The following is a 22,000-nucleotide window of genomic DNA, read 5'->3' on the forward strand; positions in this document are numbered from 1 at the left end:
CCACCGAGAACGCCAGCGGGAAGTTGGAGGCGCCGAACACGGCCACCGGGCCCAGGGCGATGTGGCGCTGGCGCAGGTCGGCCCGCGGCATCGGCTGACGCTCGGGCAGGGCCGGATCGAGGCGCACGTCGAGCCACTCGCCGGCACGCACGACGTTGGCGAACAGGCGCAGCTGGCCGCAGGTGCGGCCGCGCTCGCCCTCCAAGCGGGCCCGCGGCAGGCCGGACTCGGCCATGGCACGGGTGATCAAGTCATCGCCGATGGCCTCGATCTCGTCGGCCACGGTCTCGAGGAACGCGGCGCGGGCCTCGAGGCCGGTCTCGCGATAGGCGTCGAAGGCGGCCCAGGCCAGGTCGCAGGCGCGCTCGACTTCGATCTGGCCGCCGGCGGGATAGGCCGGGGACAGGGTCTCGCCGGTGGCGGGATCGACGGCGTGGATCGGCTTGCCGTCGCTGGTCACGGCCTGCTGGCCGATCAGTTGCTTGCCTTCCAGGGTCATGAGGTCTCCTGAGGTCACAGGGATTGAACGGTGGCGTCAAGAAATGGCGCGAATCGAGCGTGGGATGTCGCCAGCCGCCGGAGCGGCACGAGTGCATGGCTGCGTCGATTCGCGCATTGTCAGGTCGAGGGAAAGGTCATGCCTCGCGGTTGGATGCGGACCACTCGGCGTACCATGTCTTGAACAGCGCATACTGCGTTTCGATGTACTGGCGTTGCGCCTCCGTCAGGACGTCGGTCTCGTTGAAGTGCAGGGCGTACTCGTGGTCGCCATTGAGCACCATCAGATGCTTGTAGTAGAGGACCAGGTCGGCGCCCTCGTCGAAGGACGACAGGACGCCCAGGGCCTCCTCGAGTTCCCTCGCCAGTCGACGTGCCCGGACATCGCCCTTCGCGGCTTGCTTGCTCAGTGACACCAGGTGCAGGACTTCGCGCGGCAGGGCATTGCCGATGCCAGTGATCGCACCGGTCGCATTGCAGTTGACGAAGCCATGGAACACCGTGGTGTCGACACCGACCATCAGGGTGACGTCGTCGTCCTGAGAGGTGATGTGTTCTGCGGCGTAGCGCAGATCCTCGGCACCGCCGAACTCCTTGAAGCCGATCAGGTTCGGATACGCCTTCCGCAGGGCGAAGAACAGCTCGGCACGCGTGGCGAAGCCATAGTAGGGGCTGTTGTAGATCACCGCCGGAAGCTGGGGCGCCGCTTCCAGAATCGCGGAGAAATGCGCCTTCTGGGCGGCGGCCGAGGTACCGCGTGACAGTACACGGGGGATGACCATCAGGCCGTGGGCGCCGACCTCGGCGGCATGGGCCGCATGGGATACGGCTTCCCGGGTGTTGACCGCGCCGGTGCCGACGATGGTCGGGACGCCCGCGGCGACCAGACGCGCCACGCCTTCCTGGCGTTCGGCCTCGCTCAACAGCGGCCAGTCACCCATCGAGCCGCAGTAGACCACGGCGCTCATGCCGATATCGACGAGCTCGAGCCCCTTGGCGACCAGGGCGTCGTAGTCCGGCTTGCGGTCCGGCGTGCAGGGGGTCATCAGGGCGGGGATGCAGCCGGTAAAGATGTTGTCGTTCATGTTGTCTCCTTCGGTATGACTTGGATGGATGCGTGATGTTGCTGTCAGCCCGTTAGGGCGCTGGCGGACCTGGCCGCTGTCATGACGTCGCGATGCCCCAGGCAAACGGGTCCTGCTCATCGATCAGCAGGGTGTTGTCGGCACTCAGATAGGCGCGGCCCTTGATATAGGGGCGAATGCGATCGCCCTCCCACTCGTAGTAGCCCTCGAAGTGGCTGCCGGTGATGCTGGCCTGTACCCAGGGGCTGTGAGGGGCAAGCTTGCCGTCGGCGGCCAGGCAGGCCAGCTTGGCGCTCGTGCCGGTTCCGCAGGGCGAGCGGTCGTAGGCCTTGCCCGGGCAGAGCACGAAGTTGCGACTGTCGGCCGCCGGATCGTCGGCGAACAGCTCGATATGATCGATCGCGGCTCCGTCCTCGCCGGTGATCGCTTGTGATTCGAGCGCCTGGCGGATGGCCCAGGTAAAGGTCGTCAGGGTCTCGACGTTGTCGAGAGCCAGTGTCTGGTCGTGCTCGCCGATCAGGAAGAACCAGTTGCCGCCCCAGGCGATGTCGCCGTACACCAGGCCAAATCCCGGCACCTCGACGCCGACGCGATGCCGGTAGCGGTAGGCCGGCACGTTACGCACCGTGACGGCGCCGTCGTCGTGCAGGGTGGCGCTGATGGGGCCCACTGGGGTATCGATCTTGTGTTCGCCCGAGGCGATGTGGCCAAGGTGATGCAGCGAGGCGATCAGGCCGATCGTGCCGTGGCCGCACATGCCCAAGTAGCCGGTGTTGTTGAAGAAGATGACGCCGCAGGTCGCATCGGCCGACTCCGGCGCGCAATACAGGGCGCCCACGAGTACGTCATGGCCGCGCGGCTCCAGCATGCAGGCGCGCCGCCAGTTGTCGTGCGCGTCGCGCAGGGCGTCTCGCTTCTCGGCCATGGTGGCGCCGGGAAGGTCCGGAAAGCCGTCCATCACCAGCCGAGTCGGTTCGCCGGCCGTATGGGAATCGATGACATGCACGCGTTTCATGGGTACCCCCGGTTGGTCTTGTCTTGAGGATCGACTGAGTCGCTATCGAGCAGAGTCGTGTGCTGTGTTGCTGTAGTTTTTATATTTTATACAATCTTCAAAGATCTTTGTGAAGCGATCTTCGTGCACCGCCTCGCTTTCCATGGTCGGATGAATGGTCTGATGACCCGGCGTGATCACGTCCTGGCGCCGGCATGGCGCGGCGTGTGTCTCCCATGCGCGTGTACGAGCGGGCTGCGCGCTCGACCAAGGTCTAAACCGGCGAGAGCCAGGTCGACCTCGGCCATGCGAGGCGGGAGATGGCCGGAAGAGCAGGGCGCGTAGATCCGCGGCGACCTCGGACCAGGGCCTGTCAGGAGGGGAAGGTGGGGCGGGGAGTCATGAACGCAGCCGAACCGGCAGGGCCGGTTCGGCTGCGATAGCGATGCGCGGAGAGCGGATCAGGAGGGGAAGGAGAACTGCGCCCCCTCTCGGACGCCCGCCGACGGCCAGCGCTGGGTGACGGTCTTGCGCCGGGTATAGAAGCGTACGGCGTCCGGGCCGTAGGCGGAGAGGTCGCCGAACAGCGAGCGCTTCCAGCCGCCGAAGCTGTGGTAGGACACCGGCACCGGCAGCGGCACGTTGATGCCGACCATGCCCACCTGGATGCGGTCGCTGAAGTAGCGGGCCGCCTCGCCGTCGCGGGTGTAGATGCAGGTGCCGTTGCCGTACTCGTGGTCGTCGATCAGTTTCATGGCGGCTTCCATGGAGTCGACGCGCACCACCAGCAGCACCGGCCCGAAGATCTCCTCGAGGTAGCAGGTCATGTCCGGCGTCACGCGGTCGATCAGGGTGCCGCCGACGTAGAAGCCCTGCTCGTGCCCCGGCACCTGGACGCCGCGACCGTCGACGACGATCTCGGCGCCCTGTTGGGCGGCGCTGTCGATGTAGCCGCAGACCTTCTCCTGGTGTGCCTTGGTGATCACCGGGCCGAAGTCGTTGTCGGCGTCATGGAAGGGGCCGACCTTCAGCGAGGTCATCTGCGCCTGCATCTTGGCAATCAGGGCATCGGCGGCCTCGTCGCCCACCGCCACGGCCACCGACAGCGCCATGCAGCGCTCGCCGGAGGAGCCGAAGGCGGCCCCGGTCAGCGAGCTGACCACGTTGTCCATGTCGGCGTCCGGCATCACGATGGCGTGGTTCTTGGCCCCGCCCAGCGCCTGGCAGCGCTTGCCGTTGGCGCTGGCACGGCCGTAGATATACTCGGCGATCGGCGTGGAGCCGACGAAGCTGACCGCCTGGACGCGGGCATCGTCGAGCAGGGTATCGACGGCTTCCTTGTCGCCGTTGACCACGTTGAGCACCCCGGCGGGCAGGCCCGCCTCCAGCGCCAGCTCGGCGATGTAGAGCGAGGAGGTCGGGTCGCGCTCGGAGGGCTTGAGCACGAAGGTGTTGCCGCAGGCGATGGCCATCGGGTACATCCACAGCGGCACCATGGCCGGGAAGTTGAACGGCGTGATGCCCGCGACCACGCCCAGCGGCTGGAAATCGCTCCAGGAATCGATGCCTGGGCCGGTGTTCTTGCTGTACTCGCCCTTGAGCAGTTCCGGCGCGCCGCAGGCGTACTCGATATTCTCGATGCCGCGCTGCAGTTCGCCCTTGGCGTCGTGGACGATCTTGCCGTGTTCCTGGCCGATCAGCCGGCAGATCTCATCGGCGTTCTGCTCCAGCAGTGCCTTGAAGCGGTACATGATGCGGGCCCGCTTGGCCGGCGGGGTATCGCGCCATGCCGGGAAGGCGGCCTGGGCGGCGGCGATGGCCTCCTCGACGGTGGCCTTGCTGGCCAGGCTGACCTGGCCGGCGACCACGCCGGTGGAGGGGTTGTAGAGGTCCTGGGTGCGCGCGTCGTCGTCGATCCGGACGCCGTTGATCAGATGGCCGAGTGTGGTCATGTATTACCTCTTGAATGCAGCTGATAGGAGAATGACTTGGTGCTGACGGAGCGATGCGCTGTGCCGCCGACAAGCCTCCGCGAGGGCGCTGTAAACCCTTCCCTGGGCGCTACATCCGCCATCCATGGCGGATGACCCTCGCTTCGCCTTGTCCCCGGCGCGCATCTCAGGGGCGCCTGATTCAATCCTGCTCACCGAGCGCGTCGCCCAGTGCGTTGATGAGCCGGTCGATTTCCTCGCGCTCGACGATGAAGGGCAGGCCGAGCTGGATGGTGTCGCCGCCGTAGCGCACGTAGAACCCCTTGTCCCAGCACTTCATGGCGATCTCGTAGGGGCGCCGGGCCGGCTCGCCGGGGTAGGGCTCGATCTGCAGGGCACCGGCGAGGCCGTAGTTTCGGATATCGCTGATGTAGCGCGTGCCCTTGAGTCCGTGCAGGGCGTTCTCGAAGATCGGTGCCATCTCCTTCACCCGTTCGATCAGGCGATCGTTCTCGAGCACGTCGAGCGATGCCAGCGCCGCGGCGCAGGCCACCGGATGGCCCGAGTAGGTGTAGCCGTGGGGCAGTTCGAGCATGTAGTCGGGGCCACCCTGTTCCATGAAGGTGTGATAGATCTCGTCCCGAGCGATGACCGCCCCCATGGGCACCGCGCCGTTGGTGAGCTGCTTGGCGACGTTGAGCATGTCCGGCACCACGCCGAACTCCTCGGCGCCGGTCATCGATCCCATGCGGCCGAAGCCGGTGATCACCTCGTCGAAGATCAGCAGTATGTCGTGCTGGTCGCAGATCTCGCGCAGGCGCTTGAGATACCCCTTGGGAGGTGGGATCACCCCGGCGGAGCCGGCCAGCGGCTCGACGATCACCGCGGCGATGTTGGAGGCATCGTGCAGGGCGATCAGTTCCAGCAGCTCGTCGGCACGTTCGGCGCCGCGCTCCGGCATGCCACGGGTGAAGGCGTTGTCCTTGAGCAGGGTATGGGGCAGGTGGTCGGCATCCACGCCCTGGCCGAACAGGGTGCGGTTGGCGCCGATGCCGCCCAGGCTGAAGCCGCCGAAGTTGACGCCATGATAGCCCTTGCTGCGCCCGATCAGCTTGGTCTTGGTCGGCTTGCCCTTCTTGCGCCAGTAGGCGCGGGCGATCTTCAGCGCGGTATCGGCGCTCTCCGAGCCGGAACCGGTGAAGAACACGTAGTCGAGGCCGGCGGGCGTCAGCTCGCGGAGCCGATGGGCCAGCTCGAAGGCCTTGGGATGGCCGTACTGGAAGGCCGGGGCATAGTCCAGCTCGCCGAGCTGGCGGCTGACCGCCTCGGCGATCTCGGGGCGGCAATGGCCGGCGCCGCAGGTCCACAGCCCCGAGAGGCCGTCGAAGACGCGTCGTCCCTCGGCGTCGGTGAGATAGCTGCCCTGGGCGCCGGTGATGATGCGCGGATCGCGCTTGAACTGGCGATTGCCGGTATAGGGCATCCAGTAGGCATCCAACTGCTCCGGGCTCAAGCCCGCGATGTGTGAGTCGTCTCGAACCGACATGGCAGCACCCCTCCTGTTGATAGGCCGTTTCAGGTCATTGCAGGTCGTTGTAATGAAAAGGTAGGCCCGGGAGTGGATAAGTTAAATCTAGATATCTTTAATTTCGTGAAAGCATTTGGTTAACTTTCTGCCTCGATGTCCGATACCCTTCGCAACGAACGTCCTCGACCAGAGAGCCGTGCCATGCCGACCCGCAAACAGGCCCTGTCGGGCCAGCCCAGCGATGCCGATCTTCGCCTGCTGCGTATTTACCGCAAGGTCGTGGAATGCGGTGGTTTTTCCGCCGCCGAAGTGGAGCTGAACATCAGCCGCGCGGCGATCAGCATGGCCATGAACGACCTGGAGGCGCGGCTAGGCCTGCGGCTTTGCCAGCGCGGCCGCAGCGGCTTCGCCCTGACCGACGAGGGCGCCGAGGTCTATGAGGCCACCCTGCAGCTGCAGGCGGCGGTGGAGGGGTTTCGCACCCGGGTCAATGGCCTGCACGCCTGGCTCAAGGGCGAACTCAATATCGGCATTACCGACAACCTGGTGACCATGCCGGAGATGCACATCACCGATGCGCTCAGCGCGCTCAAGGAGCGCGGGCCCGAGGTGCGCATCAACATCCGCATGATTCCGCCCAGCGATATCGAGCTGGCGGTGCTGGACGGCCGATTGCATACCGGCGTGATACCGGCGCTCAAGACCCTTCCCGGGCTCGAGTATCTGTCTCTCTACGAGGAGCGTTCCCAGCTGTACTGCGCAGCGGACCATCCGCTGTTCGAGGTCGGCGACGTGACGCGAGAGCGGCTGGCCGAATGCGATGCCGTGGTGCCCGCCTACGCCCAGGCGCCGGAGATCAAGGCGCTGCATGAGCCGCTCAGGGCCGCCGCATCGGCGACCGACCGCGAAGGCATCGCCTTTTTGATCCTGTCCGGCCGCTATATCGGCTATTTGCCGACCCACTACGCCGAACGCTGGGTGCGCGAGGGACGAATGCGCGCCCTGAATCCCGACACCTGGCACTACCTGACCCATTACAGCGCCATCACCCGCAAGGGGGCGCCGCCCAACCTGGTGCTGGAGAGCTATCTCGAGGAGCTGGCAGGCCGGATCGGCGGATAGAACGTGGGCTGCGTTCTCACTCGAACAGCTCTCCCTGGCGGCGCGGCGGCCGGAAGGCCTCGGTATCCAGGGACGGCAGACCGGGAAAGTCGAGCCGCCGGTAAGCCTTGCGGAAGCGCTGGTCGAGCAGGTCGGCGAACACCCCCTGGCCGCGCATGCGGCGGCCGAAGCGGGCGTCGTAGTCGCGCCCGCCGCGGCACTGGCGAATCAGGCTCATCACCTTGGCGGCGCGCTCGGGGTAGTGCTGGGCCAGCCAGTCCTCGAACAGCGGCGCCACCTCTCGGGGCAGGCGCAGCAGCATCCAACTGGCGTCGCCGGCTCCGGCCTCTCGGGCGGCGCCCATCAGCCGCTCCAGCTCGTGGTCGGTGAGTCCCGGGATCACCGGTGAGATCAGGGTGCCCACCGGCACGCCGGCTTCGGCCAGCCGGCCGATCATCCTGAGTCGCGTCGCCGGTGAGGCGGCGCGTGGCTCCAGGCTGCGCTTCAGGTCGGTGTCAAGGCTGGTCAGGCTGACCAGCACCCTGACCAGGCGGCGGCGGGCCAGCTCGCCCAGCAGGTCCAGATCGCGCAGGATCAGCGCCCCCTTGGTCACCAGGGTAACCGGGTGGCGGCAGGCGAGCAGGCATTCCAGCAGGCGCCGTGTGGTGCGGCGCTCGGCCTCGAGGGGCTGGTAGGCGTCGGTGTTGCCGGCCAGGTTGATCGGACGGCACACATAGCCGGGCTGGGCCAGTTCCTCCTCGAGTCGCTCGACCAGGCCGTGGCGGGCGATCAGCCGCGTCTCGAAGTCGAGCCCGGGGGAGAGATCCCAGTAGGCGTGGCTGGGGCGTGCATAGCAGTAGATACAGCCGTGCTCGCAGCCCCGATAAGGGTTCAACGAGCGATCGAAGGGCAGGTCCGGCGAACGATTCCAGGCCAGCGCGCTGCGCGACCGCTCCTCGGCGACCTCGGTGGCCAGCCGCTCGGGCACGGCGCCCTGCCACCAGCCGTCGTCCACCGCCTCGACCCGCGTCGGCGCGAAGCGATTGTCGGGATCGAAGGTGGCGCCTCGGCCCTTGCGGGCCATGGCGTTCCGGGGCGGCGTCGCCATGTCGGACTCCGTTGCTGTAAATATATACAGTATAGGCGCCTCCCGTCATGGCGGCAAAGTGTGGGTCGGGGAGCTTTTCTACGCGGTCGAGCGCTTCGACGTTGGTGAGTCCGGCGTCGAGGGGGCTCGCCTGCCCGAGGTCCGCGATGTGCATCATGTGCATGCCTGGTCACTGACGCCGGGGCCGCCTCTGATGTCGCTGCCTGCGATTCTGGATGAGGGGGCGGACCAGGAGCGGGTGCTGGTCGAGATCAAGACGATGCTGAGCGACGCCTTTGCCGTCGCGCACGCGACGCTTCGGGTCGAGTCGTGGAAGGGCTGTGCCGATGAGGCGGGGGCTGACGGATGGGCGGCGGGCGCCACCCATCACGACGGCGCGAGGGAAGACTTATCCGGGAACACCCTGACTGCGCAGGTAATCGTCATAACTGCCACTGAAATCGACGATGCCGTCGTCTTTCATCTCGATGATGCGCGTGGCCAGCGAGCCGACGAATTCCCGGTCGTGACTGACAAAGATCAACGTGCCGGCATAGTGTTCCAGTGCCAGATTGAGCGCTTCGATGGACTCCATGTCCAGGTGGTTCGTGGGCTCATCCATGATCAGCACATTGGGCTGTTGCAGGATGAGCTTGCCGAACAGCATGCGCCCCTGTTCGCCACCCGAGATGACCTTCACGGATTTGCCGATGTCGTCATTGGAGAACAGCATCCGGCCTAGTGCACCGCGCACGGTCTGCTCACCGCCGGTCGTCCACTGCTGCATCCATTCGAAGAGCGTCTCGCCGCCCTCGAAGTCCGCCGCGTGGTCCTGCGCGAAGTAACCGACTTCGGCCGCATCGGTCCACCTGGCTTCGCCGGCATCCGGCGTCATGCCGCCCACCAGGCAGTTGAGCAGGGTGGTCTTGCCGATGCCGTTGGGGCCGATGATGGCGATCCGTTCGCCGGCCTCGACGCGCAGGCCGAGTCGCTCGAACAGTACGTTATCGCCCCAGGCCTTGGAGAGATCTTCCACCGAGAGCGCCTGGCGATGGATTTTCTTGTTCTGCTCGAAGCGAATGAAGGGGCTGACGCGCGAGGAGGGCTTGATCTCCTCGAGTTGGATCTTGTCGATCTTGCGCTGCCGCGACGTGGCCTGCTTGGCCTTTGAGGCATTGGCCGAGAAGCGGCTGACGAATTGCTGCAGTTCGGCGATTTCCGCCTTCTTCTTGGCATTTTCGGCATGCAGGCGCTCGCGTGCCTGGGTGGCGGCGGTCATGTACTCGTCGTAGTTGCCCGGAAACAGCTGCAGCTCGCCGTAGTCCAGATCCGCCATGTGCGTGCAGACACTGTTCAGGAAGTGGCGGTCGTGGGAGATGATGATCATGGTCGACGAGCGTGCCTTGAGGATGTCCTCCAGCCAGCGAATCGTGTTGATATCGAGGTGGTTGGTCGGCTCATCGAGCAGCAGCACGTCGGGGTCGCTGAACAGCGCCTGGGCCAGCAGCACGCGGAGCTTCCAGCCTGGCGCGACAACGCTCATCGGCTGGGCGTGCTGCTCGAGGGGAATGCCCAGGCCCAGCAGCAGCTCGCCGGCACGGGCCTCGGCGGTATAGCCATCGAGTTCGGCGAAACGTACCTCGAGATCGGCGACCGCCATGCCATCTTCTTCACTCATCTCGGCCTGCGAGTAGATGCGCTCCCGCTCCGCGGCGACGCGCCAGAGTTCTTCGTTGCCCATGATGACGGTGTCGATGACACGTTCGTCCTCGAAGGCGAACTGGTCCTGGCGCAACTTGCCCAGGCGAGTGGTGGCGTCCTTCATCACCTGGCCGCTGGTCGGCTCGAGGTCGCCCCCGAGGATCTTCATCAGGGTCGACTTGCCACAGCCGTTGGCCCCGATCAGGCCGTAGCGATGGCCCTGGCCGAATTTGACGGAAACGTTTTCGAACAGCGGCTTGGGGCCAAACTGCATGGTGATGTTGGCGGTAGAGAGCACGGCGGAGTATCTCGCGGGAGGAACATGAATGAGAGACTTGGGCCGGCGCGGCAAGGGGCTTCGACCAAAGTGGAGGGCGCATTGTACGTGCCGGACCGCGTGGCTATCTACACGCCCCGTCGACCGGCCGCGTCAGCTCGGTTCGGCAACCTGCCGTCTCCATGGCGGGCTCATGCCTCGACCTCGAGCCACTCTCCCCAGCGAGTGGTATAGCGCGATGACAGGTTGCTGCCGCGCAGCTGCCAGGGAGCGTTGGCGGTGGGGAGGCGTCGCCATGTCGGGCTCCTTTGCCGTATCCAGGTATGGCATGGGCGTCTCCCGTCATCACGACAAAGCCTTGGCCGGGGAACTCGGGCGGGGTGGCGGCGTTCCACACGGACGCGAGGGCGCCCCGGGCGAACCCGGGGCCGTGATGGATGCCACTGACAAGGAACCCGTTATGAAGCGACGCGATTTCCTCAAACTCACCGGGGCGCTCGGCGGCAGCGGCCTGCTGCCGATGGGCAGCGTGCTGGCGGCGGGGCGAGACGCCCAGCCGAGCGGTGACGGCGAGCCCTTCGACTTTGCCTGGCTCAAGGGGCTGGCCCGGGAGCTTTCCGCCCGGCCGCCGCGTGAACATGCCATCGAGCTGCCCGCGCCGCTCCGCGGCCTCGACTGGGACGCCTACCAAGCGATCCGCTATCGGCCCGAGCGGGCGCTGTGGGCCGGGGACAACGGGGCGGACTTCCGTGCCCAGCTGTTCCATCTGGGGCTCCATTACCGGACGCCGGTGCGCATCTACGAGGTCGTCGAGGGCCGCGCCCATGAGCTTGCCTACCAGGCCTCACGATTCGATTTCGGCGCGTCGGGCGTCGAGGGGGAGCGCCTGCCCGAGGATCTCGGCTACGCCGGGTTCCGGCTCCATCACCGTGACGACTGGCAGCGTGACGTTGCCGCCTTCCTGGGTGCCAGCTACTTCCGGGCGGTGAGCGACTCCCTGCAGTACGGCATGTCGGCCCGTGGCCTGGCCATCGACACGGCCACCGCGACCGGGGAGGAGGAGTTTCCCGACTTCACCCGCTTCTGGCTGGAGCAGCCCGACGACGGCGAGTCGCACGTCATCGTCCATGCACTGCTCGAATCGGCCAGCGTCACCGGCGCCTACCGCTTCATCATCGGCGAGGCCGACGGCGTGGTCATGGACATCGATGCCGCCCTGTACCCGCGGCGCACCATCGAGCGGCTCGGCGTGGCGCCGCTGACCAGCATGTACATGGTCGGCGAGAACGACCGGGAGGCAAGCTGGGACTGGCGGCCGGAGATCCACGATTCCGATGGCCTGTCGATCCATGCCGCCGACGGCGAGTGGCTGTGGCGACCGCTCGCCAATCCCGACCGGCTGCGCTTCAACGCCTTCGGCGAACGGGCGCCACGCGGCTTCGGACTGCTGCAGCGGGATCGCGACTTCGACCATTACCAGGACGACGGCGTGTTCTACGATCGACGCCCAGGCGTCTGGATCGAGCCGAAGGGCGACTGGGGCGAGGGATCGATACAGCTGGTCGAGCTGCCCACCCTCGACGAGACCTTCGACAACATCGTTGCCTTCTGGAACCCGGCCGCGCCCGCCGAGCCCGGCGAGGAGCTGCTGTTCGGCTATCGGCTCAGCTGGTGCGACGCCTCGCCCGCCCAGCCGTCGCTGGCGCGCTGCGTGGCGACCCGCACCGGGCTCGGCGGCGTGGTCGGCCAGCGTCGCGAGTATTACAGTCGGCGCTTCGTGGTCGATTTCGCGGGCGGTCCGCTGCCCTTGGACGAGGAGGTCGACGTCGCCCCGGTCATCGACGCCTCCGCCGGGCGGGTCGAGATCGCCTCGGCCCGCCCGCTGGACGCCATCGGTGGCTACCGCGCGATGTTCGACGTGGTGCCCCCCGACGATGGAACGGATCCCATCACCCTGCGGCTCTACCTGAAGCGCGGCGATCAAGCGTTGACCGAGACCTGGCTCTACGAATGGACGCCGCCGCCCGCGGAGGAGCGCAAGCTGCGCAATCCCGGACACCTGTAGGGCGTTCGGGCTCGCGGAGCCAAGCGGGCGAGGGTAGCCACCGCCGGCAGCGGGCCTCTGGTAGGATGGGCGCCTTGCCAAGGATGCCCGGAGATGCCCCGTGACCGATGCCATGCCGTCCATTCCCGCGCCCGACACCGCCTGTGCCGGGCGCGTGGCCCGCTATCTCGACACCCTGACCAAGCCCCCGGGCAGCCTCGGGCGCCTGGAGTCTCTGGCAGTGAGCCTGGCGGCGATCACCGGCGAGGATTTCCCGCGGGTCGGCCCTCCCGGGGTGGCGGTGTTCGCCGCCGACCATGGCGTGGCGGCAGAGGGCGTCTCGGCCTTTCCCCAGTCGGTGACCGCCCAGATGGTGGCCAACTTCGTCGCCGGCGGGGCGGCCATCAATGCCTTTGCGCGGCGCATCGACGCGCGGCTCGAGGTGGTCGACGTGGGCGTGGCGGGGGCGCTGCCCCATGACGGCGTGGTCCACGATCGCGTTCGCTCCGGCACCGCCAACCTGGCCCGCGAGGACGCCATGACCCGCGACCAGGCCCTGGCCGCCATCGCTGCCGGCCGGCGTGCCGCCGAGCGGGCCGCAGAGGCGGGCTGCCGCTGCCTGATCGCCGGCGAAATGGGCATCGCCAACACCACCGCCAGCAGCGCCATGCTGGCGGCCTTGACCGGCGTGCCCGTCGCCGAGCTGGTCGGCCCCGGCACCGGCGTGGCCGGCGAGGCGCTGGCCCACAAGCGCGCGGTGATCGAGGCGGCGCTGGCCGAGCGCGCCCCGGACCCCGCCGATCCCCTGGACGTGCTGGCGAAGCTTGGCGGGCTGGAGATCGCCGCCATGGTCGGGGCCTACCTGGAGGCGGCGGGCAGGCGCCTTCCCTGTCTCGTCGATGGTTTCATCGCCACGGTGGCCGCGCTCGCGGCCTGCCGGCTCGACCCGGCGCTGCGCCCCTACCTGATCTTCGGTCATCGCTCCCACGAGCCCGGCCACGCCCACGCCCTGGCGGCGCTGGACGCCGAGCCGCTGCTGGCCATGGAGCTGTGCCTGGGCGAGGGCAGCGGTGCTGCCCTGGCCTTCCCGCTGCTCGAGGCGGCCACGTCGATGCTGGCCGAGATGGCCACCTTCGACGGCGCCGGGGTCGACGATCGCGAGGGGGCTTGATGCCGATGGATGCTCCATTGCGTCACGCCCTTCGCCATGATCCTTGCCGGCACCACGGTCCGGTCTCCAGGGCGCTGGCCTTCGGCGACGGCCTGAGCCTCGTCGCCGAGGCCGGCTGCCTGCACTTCTACTATCCCCAGTCGCTGCGAACGCTCAGCAACGCCCTGGTCGGCGAAGGGCTCGGCTGGGTCCGTGATTTCTGCAATTTCTACGTCGACAGGGACTACGCCGGCCAAACGCCGACGGAGGACCTGCGCCGCTGGCTCGCCGCGCGGGGCCTGGTCGAGGACAGCGGCGGTGGCCGGGCCGAGGAGAGAGGCGAGGGCCGGGCCGAGGAGAGAGGCGAGGGCCGGGCCGAGAAAAGAGACGAGGCCCTGGCGATGATGACCGCGGTGCCGCTGGCGCATCTGGCGCTGGTGCCGGTCGACGTCGACGACGTGGATGGCAGGCCTCGGGTGCTGGCGGCGGTCACCGCCGGGGTGGGCAATGCCGTGGACATCACCGCGCCGGCGAGCGGCGATCCGCGCCTGGTCGCGGGCACCATCAATGTGCTGGTGTTCGTCGACGGCCATCTCACCGACGGCGCCCTGGTCAACGCCGCGCTCTCCGCCACTGAGGCCAAGGTGCAGGCCCTGGCGGCCGACGGGGTACGCGATCCCGAGCACGGCACGCCGGCCACCGGCACCTCCACCGATTGCCTGGCCATCGCCGCCACCCAGCGCGGTGCGCCGACGCCCTATGCCGGCTCGGGCACGCGCCTCGGCCGCGCGATCGGCGCCGCGGTCTATCGCGCCGTGCGCGAATCCCTGGCGGCCGGGGAGGGCGCAGCATGATGCTGGACCCGCTGTCCTGGGAGCTGCTGGTGCTGATCGCGGCGGCGCTGGCCATCGACCTGGCGCTGGGGGATCCGCCCTGGCTGCCGCACCCGGTGGTCGGCATCGGCCGGGCGATCGCCCGGCTCGAGCGCGCGTGGAATCACGGCCCCGCCGAGGCCCGGCGGCGGCGGGGCCTCTGGCTGGCGGCGGCGGTGGTCGGCGGCACCTGGGCGCTGGTCTGGGTCCTGCTGACGGCGCTGGCCTGGATATCCCCTGGCTTGTCGCTGGCCGCCGAACTCATCCTGCTGGCCACGGCCTTCGCCACCCGCGGGCTTGCCGAGGCGGCCCGGGCGGTGGCCGAGCCGCTCAAGCGCGGCGACCTGCCGGCGGCGCGGCGCGCTCTGGGCAGGATCGTCGGCCGCGACACCGAGGCGCTGGACGAGGCCGGGCTCACCCGCGGCGCGGTGGAGACCGTGGCCGAGAACACCGTGGATGGCATCACCGCGCCGCTGTGTTGGGCGATGATCGGCGGCGCGCCCCTGGCGCTGGCCTACAAGGCGGTCAATACGCTGGATTCGATGGTCGGCTATCGCAGCCCGCGCTTCGAAGACTTCGGCCGCGCCTCGGCGCGCCTGGACGACGCCGTCAACTGGGTGCCGGCGCGGCTCACGGCACTGGCCATGTGGCTGGCGGCGCGCCTCGTCGTCGGCGGCCGCACGAAAGGTGCCATGGCCGCTACCCGCCGCGAGGCGCCGCGTCATCCCAGCCCCAACGCCGGCTGGCCCGAGGCGATGGTCGCGCACCTGCTGGGCGTGCGGCTCGGCGGACTCAACCATTACGATGGTCGCCCCTCGCATCGCGCCGTCCTCGGTTGCGCGCTGGAGCCGTTGAGCGTGGCCCATATCGAGCGCGCCATCCGCCATATGCATGGCGGATGGCTAGGCCTGCTGGCGCTGCTGGTGCCCCTGGTGCTGTTGAAGGAGTGGCTGGCATGACAACACCGGCGAGAACGGACGCGAAGAGCACGCCGGACTGGCCGGCCCACGGCGGGCGCATCGCGCCGCTGCTGTCGCGTCACGGCCTGCCCGCCGACCATCCGGTGATCGACTTCAGCGCCAACCTCAATCCGCTGGGGCCGCCGCCCTGGCTCGGCGATTGGCTGAGCGATCGGCTGAATGGGCCGCTGGCCGGCGCCGGTAAGTTGCTCTCCCGCTATCCGGACCCGGACGACGGCCGGGCGCGCCAGGCCATCGCCGCCCACGACGGCGTGGCGCCGGAGCGAGTGCTGGTCACCAATGGCGGCATCGAGGCGATCCATCTCGCCGCGGCGTTGCACGCCGGCGGCCGCGCCTTGGTGATCGAGCCCACCTTCTCGGAGTATGCCCTGGCCTCTCGCCGGCACGGCCTCGAGGTCGAGCGGCTGGCGCTGGAACCCTCGGCGTTCCGGCTCGATCTCGAGGCCGCCGAGTCCGCCCTGGCCGGCGTCGACGTGGCCTTCCTGTGCCGGCCCAACAATCCCAGCGGCACCCTGATTCCCCGCGCCGACGTCGAGCGGCTGCTGGCGCGGGCCGACGAGACCCGCACCACCCTGGTGGTGGACGAGGCCTTCGTCGACTTCACCGAGCGCGAGGAGCGGCTCACGCCGCTGCTCGAGCGCTCGAGGAACCTGCTGCTGCTGCGCTCGCTGACCAAGCTCTTCGACGTGCCGGGGCTCCGGCTCGGCTACCTGCTCGGCGCCCCCGAGACCGTCGAGCGGCTGGCCGCGCTGCAGATGCCGTGGAGCGTCAACGCCCTGGCCCTGGCGCTGACGGCGTCGCTGCTCGCCGATGAGGACTATCTGGCCCGCACCCGGGCCTGGCTCGCCACCGAGCGCGATCTTCCCGAACGCGTGCGGGCGCTGGGCTACACGGTGCCCGAGACCCACGCCAACTTCCTGCTGCTGCGCGGCGGGGCCGATGCCGGCGAGGCCGGGGCGCTGTTCGCCTTCCTGCTCGAGCGCGGGCTGCTGGCCCGCCACACTCACGGATTCCCCGGCCTCGACGGCGCCTGGCTGCGCCTGGCGCTGCGCGGCGGCGACGACAATGCCCGGCTGCTCGAGGCCCTGGCGGCCTGGAGGCGGCCATGATCGCCTTCGTCTCCGGCGGGGCGCGTTCCGGCAAGAGCGGCGTGGCCGAGGCGCTGGTCGGCGAGTGGCAGGCAGCGCGCGGCGGCGAGCGCTACTATCTGGCCACCGCCCGGGCCGGCGACGACGAGATGGCCGCCCGCATCGCCCGCCATCGCCGCGAGCGGGGCAAGGGCTGGTTGACCCTCGAGCCGCCGCTGGCCTTCGCCGAGACGCTCGCCGCGATGCCCAGGGGCAGCACGGCGCTGCTCGACTGCCTGACCCTGTGGGCCAGCCGGGTGATGTTCGAGGCCGGCCTCTCGGAGGGCGAAGGCCGGGCGATGCTGGCGGCGGGGCTCGCCGAGGCGCGACGCCGCGACCTCGCCCTGGTGGTGGTCTCCAACGACCTCAACGAGGATCTGCCGCCCCGCGACGCCCTTGTATGGCGCTACCTGGCCTTCCTGCAGGCCCTGCATCGCGACCTGGCCGCGGCCGCGGATCGGGTGATCGAGGTGGTGGCCGGCCGCGCCATCGACTGGAAGGGAGATGATGCATGAAGGACGCGGGCTTCGGGGTGCTGCTGGCTCTCCAGTTCCTGACCCGGCTGCCGGTGCCGCTGTCCTGCCCCTGGACGCCGGCCACTCGGCGCTGGGCGGCGCGGGCCTATCCGCTGGTCGGCGCGCTGGTCGGGGCGATCCTGGCCGCCGCCGGCATGCTGCTCGAGGAGATGGTCCCTCTGCCGCTGCTGACGCTTGCGCTGCTCAGCCTGTGGGTGGCGCTGACCGGCGGGCTGCATCTCGACGGCCTGATGGACCTGGCCGACGCGCTCGGCAGCAACGCGCCGCTCGAGAAGCGCTGGGCGATCATGAAGGACCCGCAGGTCGGCAGCTTCGGCATGCTGGCGCTGGTCTTCCAACTGGCCTGGAAGGCGGCGCTGCTGTGGGCGCTGCTGGCCGCCGGAGCGAGCCCCTGGTGGCTGGTGCCGGTGGTGGCGCTGGGCCGGCTGGCCGCGGTCGGCCTGCTGGTGAGCCAGCCCGCCGCCCGCGCTGAGGGCCTGGCCCACGCCTGGCAGCAGAGCCTCGGCCGGCGCGACCTGGTGCTGGCCTCACTGCCGGCGCTGGCGTGTCTGTTTTTCGTGCCCGGGATGGGCTGGCTGCTAGCCTGGCTGCTTGTCGGAATGGCGGGCTTCGTCATCATCTACGGCCGGGCGGTGCGCCGGGCCTTCGGCGGCATCAACGGCGACATCGTCGGCGCCGCCATCGAGGGAGGAGAACTATGGCTGCTGCTGATCGCCTGGAGCTGGTGGTCGTTCGTCATGGCCTGACCCGTTGGAACCGTGAACACCGCTACCAGGGCCATCGCGACATTCCGCTGCTGCTGCCGGATGCCGAGGCGGACCTCGACCGGCTGCGCGAGGCGCTGGCCGACGTCGCCTTCGACGCCGTGCACTGCAGCGACCTGACGCGCTGCCGCCAGACCCTGGCCCATGTGCTGGAGGGCAGGGCGCGTGAGGGGGAGCTAGCGTCGCCGCGCTTCGATGCCCGGCTGCGCGAGCTGGCCTTCGGCGACTACGAGGGCCAGACCTGGGCCGCGCTCAAGGACGATCCCGACTATCGTGCCTGGGTCGACAGCCAAGGGCGGCTGGCCACGCCGGGCGGGGAATCCGCCGACGACCTGTGGGCGCGGCTCTCGGCCTGGCTCGAGGAGGTGCAGGCCGAGGCGCAGGCGGCCGGCCATCGCCGGGTGCTGGCGGTCAGCCACGGCGGCGCCATCCGCGAGCTGCGCCGCCGCCTGGAGAACGCGGACTTCTGGGGCGGCGTGGTCGGCCAGGCCCAGGGGCGGTGTTTCACCTTCACATGCGAGGAGGACGGCTGGTCATGCAGCTCTTCATCGGCGGTGCCTGCGCCGGCAAGCGCGACCTCGTAGCCGCGCGCTTCCCCGGCGCCGCCTGGTCTCGGGTCGACGACGTTGGCCTCGAGGGTCGGGAGAATGACCTGCGCTCGGGCAGGGTGCGGGTGCTGACAGGCTGGGCGGGCTGGCTGGAGAAGGCCCTGGCGGACGAGCCCGACGACGACCGGCTGCGCGCGCGACTGGCCGAGGCGCTCGACAGGCTGAGGGACGCCGAGCGTGAGGCGAGGGGAGAGGTCGTGCTGATCCTGCCCGAGATGGGGCGCGGCATCGTGCCCATGGACGCGGCGGACCGGCGCCTGCGTGACCTGGCCGGCTGGCTGGCCCAGGACGCCGCCGCCCGCGCCGAATCGGTCTGGTATGTGCGCCACGGACTGGCGCGCCGGCTGTGAGTGGCCGAGGCATCTAGCGAGGGGCGCCGGGGACAAGCCGAAGAAAAACTCCTACGCCAGGGGTGAGGCGGATTCCGCCGAACGGGCTGGCCAAGGATGGCCAGCACCGGCCCTGCAAGCGAAGCGGGACGCGAGAGCGCTGCAGGGCGTCGGGAGCTTACAGGGAAGTATTCACAGCGTTTCTTCGCAGGCTTGTCGACGGGATAGCCGCGAGCGTATCGGTAGCGACGGTCTTGGGCAAGAGCCCGTGCCGCGTTGACGCCCCGGTAGGCGATTGCTAGCTTACGCGCACTCTCAGGTGACCCAGGCGCCCTCCGATCCGGCGCCAGGCCCGCACGACGGGCCGGGTTGAAACGGGAAGTCGGTGATCCAGTCCGACGCTGCCCCCGCAACGGTGATCGAGTCATGCACCGCCACAATGCCACTGTGCCTTGCACGGGAAGGCGGCGGTAGAGAGGCACGTCAGCGCCTCGCTCGTCAGCCCGGAGACCGGCCTGGGAGGCCAACGCCACGATGAGCCGGATGGCCTCGAGGCTCGATAAAAACCGACAAGCCGTGCGGGTGAGCACGGTGAGCAAGGACTCCCATGAACAAGCCCCATCCCTCCCGCGGCCTGGCCTTTGCCCTGGCCGCGCTGCCGCTGGCCGTCCAGGCCCAGGGCGAGACGACCGCCGCGGCGGACGATGTCGCCTCACAGACGCTCAACCCGCTGGTGGTGACCGCCGCCCTGGCGCCGCGCACCGCCGACGAGAGCCTGGCCTCGGTCACCGTGATCGACCAGCAAGCCCTGCGCCGTCAGGATCCCAGGGACATCACCGATATCCTGCGCGCCCAGCCAGGCGTCGACATCTCCTCCAGCGGCGCCTTCGGCAAGAACGCCAGCGTCTACCTGCGCGGTACCGGCAGCGAATCCACGCCGCTGATGATCGACGGCATCCGGCTGCGTTCGGCCACCACCGGGAGCCCCGCCTGGCAGTTCCTCGACCCGCGGATGTTCGAGCGCGTCGAGGTCGTGCGTGGCCCGCGGGGCAGCCTCTACGGCGCCGACGCCGTGGGCGGCGTGGTCCAGCTGTTCACCCCGGAGGGCGAGGGCGAGCCGACCCCGAGCGTCACCCTGGGCGGCGGCAGCTTCGACACCCGGCGGGGCAGCGCCTCGCTGTCCGGCAGCGGGGGCGGCACTCGCTATCACGTCGCCGCCAGCCGCCTGGAGAGCGACGGCTACGAGATCGTCGACGGCCAGGGCGACAAGGGCTACGACAACACCACCGGCCTGGTGCGCCTCTCGCATACCTTCGCCAGCGGCGCCGAGCTGGGCCTGCTGGGCCTGAGCGCTCGCGGCAACACCGAGTTCGTGGGCGGCGACACCGACTATGCCCAGCGGGTGGCCGGGGTCTACGGTGAGCTGCCGGTCACCGACGCCTGGCGCAGCCGCCTGACGCTGAGCGAGGCCCGGGACGAGAGCGACAACCATGACGACTTTGGCGACTCGGTGATCGACACCCGCACGCGTACCGCCCGCTGGGAGAACACCCTGGATCTGGGGCCCCACCAGCTGGTCGCCGGCGCCGAGTACGCCCGCGACGACGTCTCCGGCACCACCGCCTACGTCGAGGACAGCCGCGACAACCTGGCCGTGTTCGGCCAGGCGCTGCTGGACTTCTCGCCGTTCTCCGTGCAGGCCGGGCTGCGTCACGACGACAACGAGGCCTTCGGCGAGGAGGTCACCGGCAGCCTGGCGCTGGGATACGCCCTCGACGAGATCCATACCCTGCGCGCCAGCTACGGCACCGCCTTCCGCGCGCCGACCTTCAACGAGCTCTATTTTCCCAACTTCGGCAATCCCGATCTCGAGGCGGAGCACTCGGAGAGCATCGAACTCGGCCTGCGCGGCCAGCTCGGCCGTGGCTTCTGGGACCTGGCGCTGTACCGCACCGAGATCGACGACATGATCGCCAACACCCTGCGCAACGGCCGTTTCGCCCCCTTCAACGTCGACCGGGCTCGCATCCGCGGCGTGGAGATCGCCACCGGCGCCGACGTCAACGACTGGACGCTGCGTGCCGCCTTGACCTACGCCGACCCGGAGGATCGCGAGACCGGCAAGCGCCTGGTGCGCCGTGCCTCGCGCAGCCTGCGCTTCGACGCCGACCGGGCGCTGGGCGACTGGACGCTCGGCGGTTCCTGGATCGCCCAGGGGCACCGTTACAACGACGCGGCCAACGATGAGCGTCTGCCTGGCTTCGGTATCCTCAACCTGCGCGCCGGCTGGGGCTTCGCCCCGGGCTGGTCGGCTCGACTGACGCTGGAGAACGTCTTCGACAAGGAGTACGTCACGACCTACGACAGCTTCAACGACTACGCCTATCGCGACGCCGGGCGCGCGGCCTTCCTCAGCGTAAGCTTCGGCGGCTGATGTCCTGGCAAGCTGGCATGCAACGAATGATGGCGCTGGGCCGCAGAGCGGGCTTGCTGGTAGGCCTGGGGCTGGCGGGTCTCGTGCCGGCCCAGGCCGCCGCCGATGTCTGCGTCACCGACGATGCCGACCGCGAGGTCTGCCTGGACGTCCCGGCGCACCGCATCGTGGCGCTGTCGCCCGGCGTGACCGAGCTGCTGTTCGCCGCCGGGGCCGGCGAGCGGGTAGTGGGGGCGGTCAGCTTCAGTGACTACCCGCCTGCGGCCGAGTCACTGCCCCGGGTCGGCAGCTACGACCGCCTCGACCTCGAGGCGCTGCTGGCCCTCGAGCCCGACCTGGTGGTGGCCTGGGCCGGGGGCAATCCTCGCGAGCAGATCGATCGCTTGCCCACGCTCGGCCTGCCGGTGTATTTCTCCGATGCCGAGAACTTTGTCGCCATCGCCGCGAGCCTGGAGCGTCTCGGAGCGCTGGCCGGCAGCGAGGGCGAGGGCCATGAGGCGGCCGCGCGGCTGCGCGACGAGGTGGCCGAGCTTCGACGCCGCTACGCCGATGCCGCCCCGGTGTCGGTCTTCTACCAGGTCTGGGAGCAGCCGCTGATGACCGTCAACGGCGAGCACTGGATCAGCCATGCCCTGGCGCTGTGCGGCGGCGAGAACCTGTTCGCCGACGAGGCGCCGCTGGTGCCGCGCATCGCCCGCGAGGCGGTGCTGGCCCGGGATCCCGAGGTCATCATCACCGGCGGCATGGGCAAGGCCGATTCCTCCTGGCTAGAGGCTTGGCGCGAGTTTCCCGAGCTTGCCGCGGTGCGTCGCGACAACCTGTTCTTCATCGACCCGGACCTGGTGCAGCGCGCCACGCCGCGGCTGGTCGAGGGCACTCGGGCGCTGTGCGCCCATCTGGAGACGGCCCGTGGGCGGCGCTAGGGTATCTCGCCTATTCGGGAGGCCGGCCCTC

The 22,000-nt window shown here is 69.2% G+C and carries 19 protein-coding genes and 1 riboswitch; of the genes, 12 read left to right on the top strand and 7 right to left on the bottom strand.

All coding sequences use genetic code 11. The annotated features are described in order from the left end of the window. The 5 genes from FHR96_RS16270 to aptA all read right to left on the bottom strand — a co-directional run. Positions 1-499 (bottom strand): aldehyde dehydrogenase family protein (locus tag FHR96_RS16270; RefSeq protein ID WP_183388783.1); only part of this gene is annotated, 499 nt, incomplete at its 3' end. Positions 500-635: 136 nt separating this feature from the next. Further along, positions 636-1,583: a dihydrodipicolinate synthase family protein gene (locus FHR96_RS16275; RefSeq protein ID WP_183388784.1), complete on the bottom strand. Its 948-nt coding sequence runs from the start codon at positions 1,581-1,583 to the stop codon at positions 636-638. Between the two features lie 79 nt (positions 1,584-1,662). After that, positions 1,663-2,598 (bottom strand): 4-hydroxyproline epimerase, encoded by a 936-nt coding sequence (locus tag FHR96_RS16280; RefSeq protein ID WP_183388785.1) that lies wholly within the window; start codon positions 2,596-2,598, stop codon positions 1,663-1,665. 440 nt (positions 2,599-3,038) lie between these two features. Further along, entirely contained in the window at positions 3,039-4,529 is a 1,491-nt protein-coding gene (locus tag FHR96_RS16285) for a CoA-acylating methylmalonate-semialdehyde dehydrogenase (RefSeq protein ID WP_183388786.1), read from the bottom strand. A 181-nt stretch (positions 4,530-4,710) separates the two neighbouring features. Beyond that, a complete protein-coding gene (gene aptA / locus FHR96_RS16290; protein WP_183388787.1) occupies positions 4,711-6,054 on the bottom strand; it encodes an omega-aminotransferase AptA in 1,344 nt (447 codons plus the stop codon). A gap of 183 nt (positions 6,055-6,237) precedes the next feature. Between aptA and FHR96_RS16295 the strand changes: the two genes are divergently transcribed. Next, complete coding sequence (locus FHR96_RS16295) at positions 6,238-7,158, top strand: LysR family transcriptional regulator (RefSeq protein WP_183388788.1); 921 nt, start codon at positions 6,238-6,240, stop codon at positions 7,156-7,158. A gap of 16 nt (positions 7,159-7,174) precedes the next feature. On the opposite strand, the gene FHR96_RS16300 is transcribed toward FHR96_RS16295, so the two are convergent. Together FHR96_RS16300 and FHR96_RS16305 are read right to left on the bottom strand one after the other, a co-directional pair. Further along, on the bottom strand, positions 7,175-8,245 hold the full coding sequence (locus FHR96_RS16300) for a PA0069 family radical SAM protein (RefSeq protein ID WP_183388789.1): 1,071 nt from the start codon (positions 8,243-8,245) through the stop codon (positions 7,175-7,177). Positions 8,246-8,633: 388 nt separating this feature from the next. Then, positions 8,634-10,223 (bottom strand): ABC-F family ATPase, encoded by a 1,590-nt coding sequence (locus tag FHR96_RS16305; protein WP_183388790.1) that lies wholly within the window; start codon positions 10,221-10,223, stop codon positions 8,634-8,636. A gap of 439 nt (positions 10,224-10,662) precedes the next feature. Here FHR96_RS16305 and FHR96_RS16310 point away from each other — a divergent pair, with 439 nt between their 5' ends. The 11 genes from FHR96_RS16310 (at position 10,663) to FHR96_RS16360 (ending at position 21,969) form a co-directional block, all read left to right on the top strand. Then, positions 10,663-12,267 (top strand): OpgD/OpgG family glucan biosynthesis protein, encoded by a 1,605-nt coding sequence (locus FHR96_RS16310; protein ID WP_221195857.1) that lies wholly within the window; start codon positions 10,663-10,665, stop codon positions 12,265-12,267. Positions 12,268-12,379: 112 nt separating this feature from the next. Continuing rightward, complete coding sequence (cobT, locus tag FHR96_RS16315; protein WP_183388841.1) at positions 12,380-13,417, top strand: nicotinate-nucleotide--dimethylbenzimidazole phosphoribosyltransferase; 1,038 nt, start codon at positions 12,380-12,382, stop codon at positions 13,415-13,417. Between the two features lie 5 nt (positions 13,418-13,422). Further along, on the top strand, positions 13,423-14,250 hold the full coding sequence (locus FHR96_RS16320; RefSeq protein WP_183388791.1) for an adenosylcobinamide amidohydrolase: 828 nt from the start codon (positions 13,423-13,425) through the stop codon (positions 14,248-14,250). After that, complete coding sequence (cbiB, locus tag FHR96_RS16325; RefSeq protein WP_183388792.1) at positions 14,247-15,227, top strand: adenosylcobinamide-phosphate synthase CbiB; 981 nt, start codon at positions 14,247-14,249, stop codon at positions 15,225-15,227. Before FHR96_RS16320 ends, cbiB begins: the two co-directional genes overlap by 4 nt. Next, a complete protein-coding gene (gene cobD, locus FHR96_RS16330) occupies positions 15,224-16,357 on the top strand; it encodes a threonine-phosphate decarboxylase CobD (RefSeq protein WP_183388793.1) in 1,134 nt (377 codons plus the stop codon). The genes cbiB and cobD overlap by 4 nt, the downstream gene beginning before the upstream one ends. Continuing rightward, positions 16,354-16,890, top strand: a complete 537-nt coding sequence (locus FHR96_RS16335; protein WP_183388794.1) for a bifunctional adenosylcobinamide kinase/adenosylcobinamide-phosphate guanylyltransferase — start codon at positions 16,354-16,356, stop codon at positions 16,888-16,890. The genes cobD and FHR96_RS16335 overlap by 4 nt, the downstream gene beginning before the upstream one ends. Beyond that, positions 16,887-17,657, top strand: coding sequence for an adenosylcobinamide-GDP ribazoletransferase (cobS, locus tag FHR96_RS16340; protein WP_183388795.1), 771 nt, complete (start codon positions 16,887-16,889; stop codon positions 17,655-17,657). The genes FHR96_RS16335 and cobS overlap by 4 nt, the downstream gene beginning before the upstream one ends. Next, a complete protein-coding gene (locus FHR96_RS16345; protein WP_183388796.1) occupies positions 17,609-18,259 on the top strand; it encodes a histidine phosphatase family protein in 651 nt (216 codons plus the stop codon). The genes cobS and FHR96_RS16345 overlap by 49 nt, the downstream gene beginning before the upstream one ends. Continuing rightward, a complete protein-coding gene (locus FHR96_RS16350) occupies positions 18,211-18,633 on the top strand; it encodes a bifunctional adenosylcobinamide kinase/adenosylcobinamide-phosphate guanylyltransferase (protein WP_183388797.1) in 423 nt (140 codons plus the stop codon). The genes FHR96_RS16345 and FHR96_RS16350 overlap by 49 nt, the downstream gene beginning before the upstream one ends. Before the next feature lie 312 nt (positions 18,634-18,945). Further along, a riboswitch (cobalamin riboswitch) is annotated at positions 18,946-19,145 on the top strand. Between the two features lie 74 nt (positions 19,146-19,219). Beyond that, positions 19,220-21,046, top strand: a complete 1,827-nt coding sequence (locus tag FHR96_RS16355; RefSeq protein ID WP_183388798.1) for a TonB-dependent receptor domain-containing protein — start codon at positions 19,220-19,222, stop codon at positions 21,044-21,046. 17 nt (positions 21,047-21,063) lie between these two features. Next, positions 21,064-21,969, top strand: a complete 906-nt coding sequence (locus FHR96_RS16360; RefSeq protein WP_379685305.1) for a cobalamin-binding protein — start codon at positions 21,064-21,066, stop codon at positions 21,967-21,969. Positions 21,970-22,000 lie beyond the last annotated feature (31 nt).

Source organism: Halomonas organivorans, from assembly GCF_014192055.1.
GTDB lineage: Bacteria > Pseudomonadota > Gammaproteobacteria > Pseudomonadales > Halomonadaceae > Halomonas > Halomonas organivorans.

What these genes read in the sequence shown, in the direction of transcription:
- FHR96_RS16275 (WP_183388784.1), bottom strand. Translation starts at nt 1,583, where the DNA reads ATGAACGACAACATCTTTACCGGCTGCATCCCCGCCCTGATGACCCCC.
- FHR96_RS16280 (WP_183388785.1), bottom strand. Translation starts at nt 2,598, where the DNA reads ATGAAACGCGTGCATGTCATCGATTCCCATACGGCCGGCGAACCGACT.
- FHR96_RS16285 (WP_183388786.1), bottom strand. Translation starts at nt 4,529, where the DNA reads ATGACCACACTCGGCCATCTGATCAACGGCGTCCGGATCGACGACGAC.
- aptA (WP_183388787.1), bottom strand. Translation starts at nt 6,054, where the DNA reads ATGTCGGTTCGAGACGACTCACACATCGCGGGCTTGAGCCCGGAGCAG.
- FHR96_RS16295 (WP_183388788.1), top strand. Translation starts at nt 6,238, where the DNA reads ATGCCGACCCGCAAACAGGCCCTGTCGGGCCAGCCCAGCGATGCCGAT.
- FHR96_RS16300 (WP_183388789.1), bottom strand. Translation starts at nt 8,245, where the DNA reads ATGGCGACGCCGCCCCGGAACGCCATGGCCCGCAAGGGCCGAGGCGCC.
- FHR96_RS16310 (WP_221195857.1), top strand. Translation starts at nt 10,663, where the DNA reads ATGAAGCGACGCGATTTCCTCAAACTCACCGGGGCGCTCGGCGGCAGC.
- cobT (WP_183388841.1), top strand. Translation starts at nt 12,380, where the DNA reads ATGCCGTCCATTCCCGCGCCCGACACCGCCTGTGCCGGGCGCGTGGCC.
- FHR96_RS16320 (WP_183388791.1), top strand. Translation starts at nt 13,423, where the DNA reads ATGGATGCTCCATTGCGTCACGCCCTTCGCCATGATCCTTGCCGGCAC.
- cbiB (WP_183388792.1), top strand. Translation starts at nt 14,247, where the DNA reads ATGATGCTGGACCCGCTGTCCTGGGAGCTGCTGGTGCTGATCGCGGCG.
- cobD (WP_183388793.1), top strand. Translation starts at nt 15,224, where the DNA reads ATGACAACACCGGCGAGAACGGACGCGAAGAGCACGCCGGACTGGCCG.
- FHR96_RS16335 (WP_183388794.1), top strand. Translation starts at nt 16,354, where the DNA reads ATGATCGCCTTCGTCTCCGGCGGGGCGCGTTCCGGCAAGAGCGGCGTG.
- cobS (WP_183388795.1), top strand. Translation starts at nt 16,887, where the DNA reads ATGAAGGACGCGGGCTTCGGGGTGCTGCTGGCTCTCCAGTTCCTGACC.
- FHR96_RS16345 (WP_183388796.1), top strand. Translation starts at nt 17,609, where the DNA reads ATGGCTGCTGCTGATCGCCTGGAGCTGGTGGTCGTTCGTCATGGCCTG.
- FHR96_RS16350 (WP_183388797.1), top strand. Translation starts at nt 18,211, where the DNA reads ATGCAGCTCTTCATCGGCGGTGCCTGCGCCGGCAAGCGCGACCTCGTA.
- FHR96_RS16355 (WP_183388798.1), top strand. Translation starts at nt 19,220, where the DNA reads ATGAACAAGCCCCATCCCTCCCGCGGCCTGGCCTTTGCCCTGGCCGCG.
- FHR96_RS16360 (WP_379685305.1), top strand. Translation starts at nt 21,064, where the DNA reads ATGCAACGAATGATGGCGCTGGGCCGCAGAGCGGGCTTGCTGGTAGGC.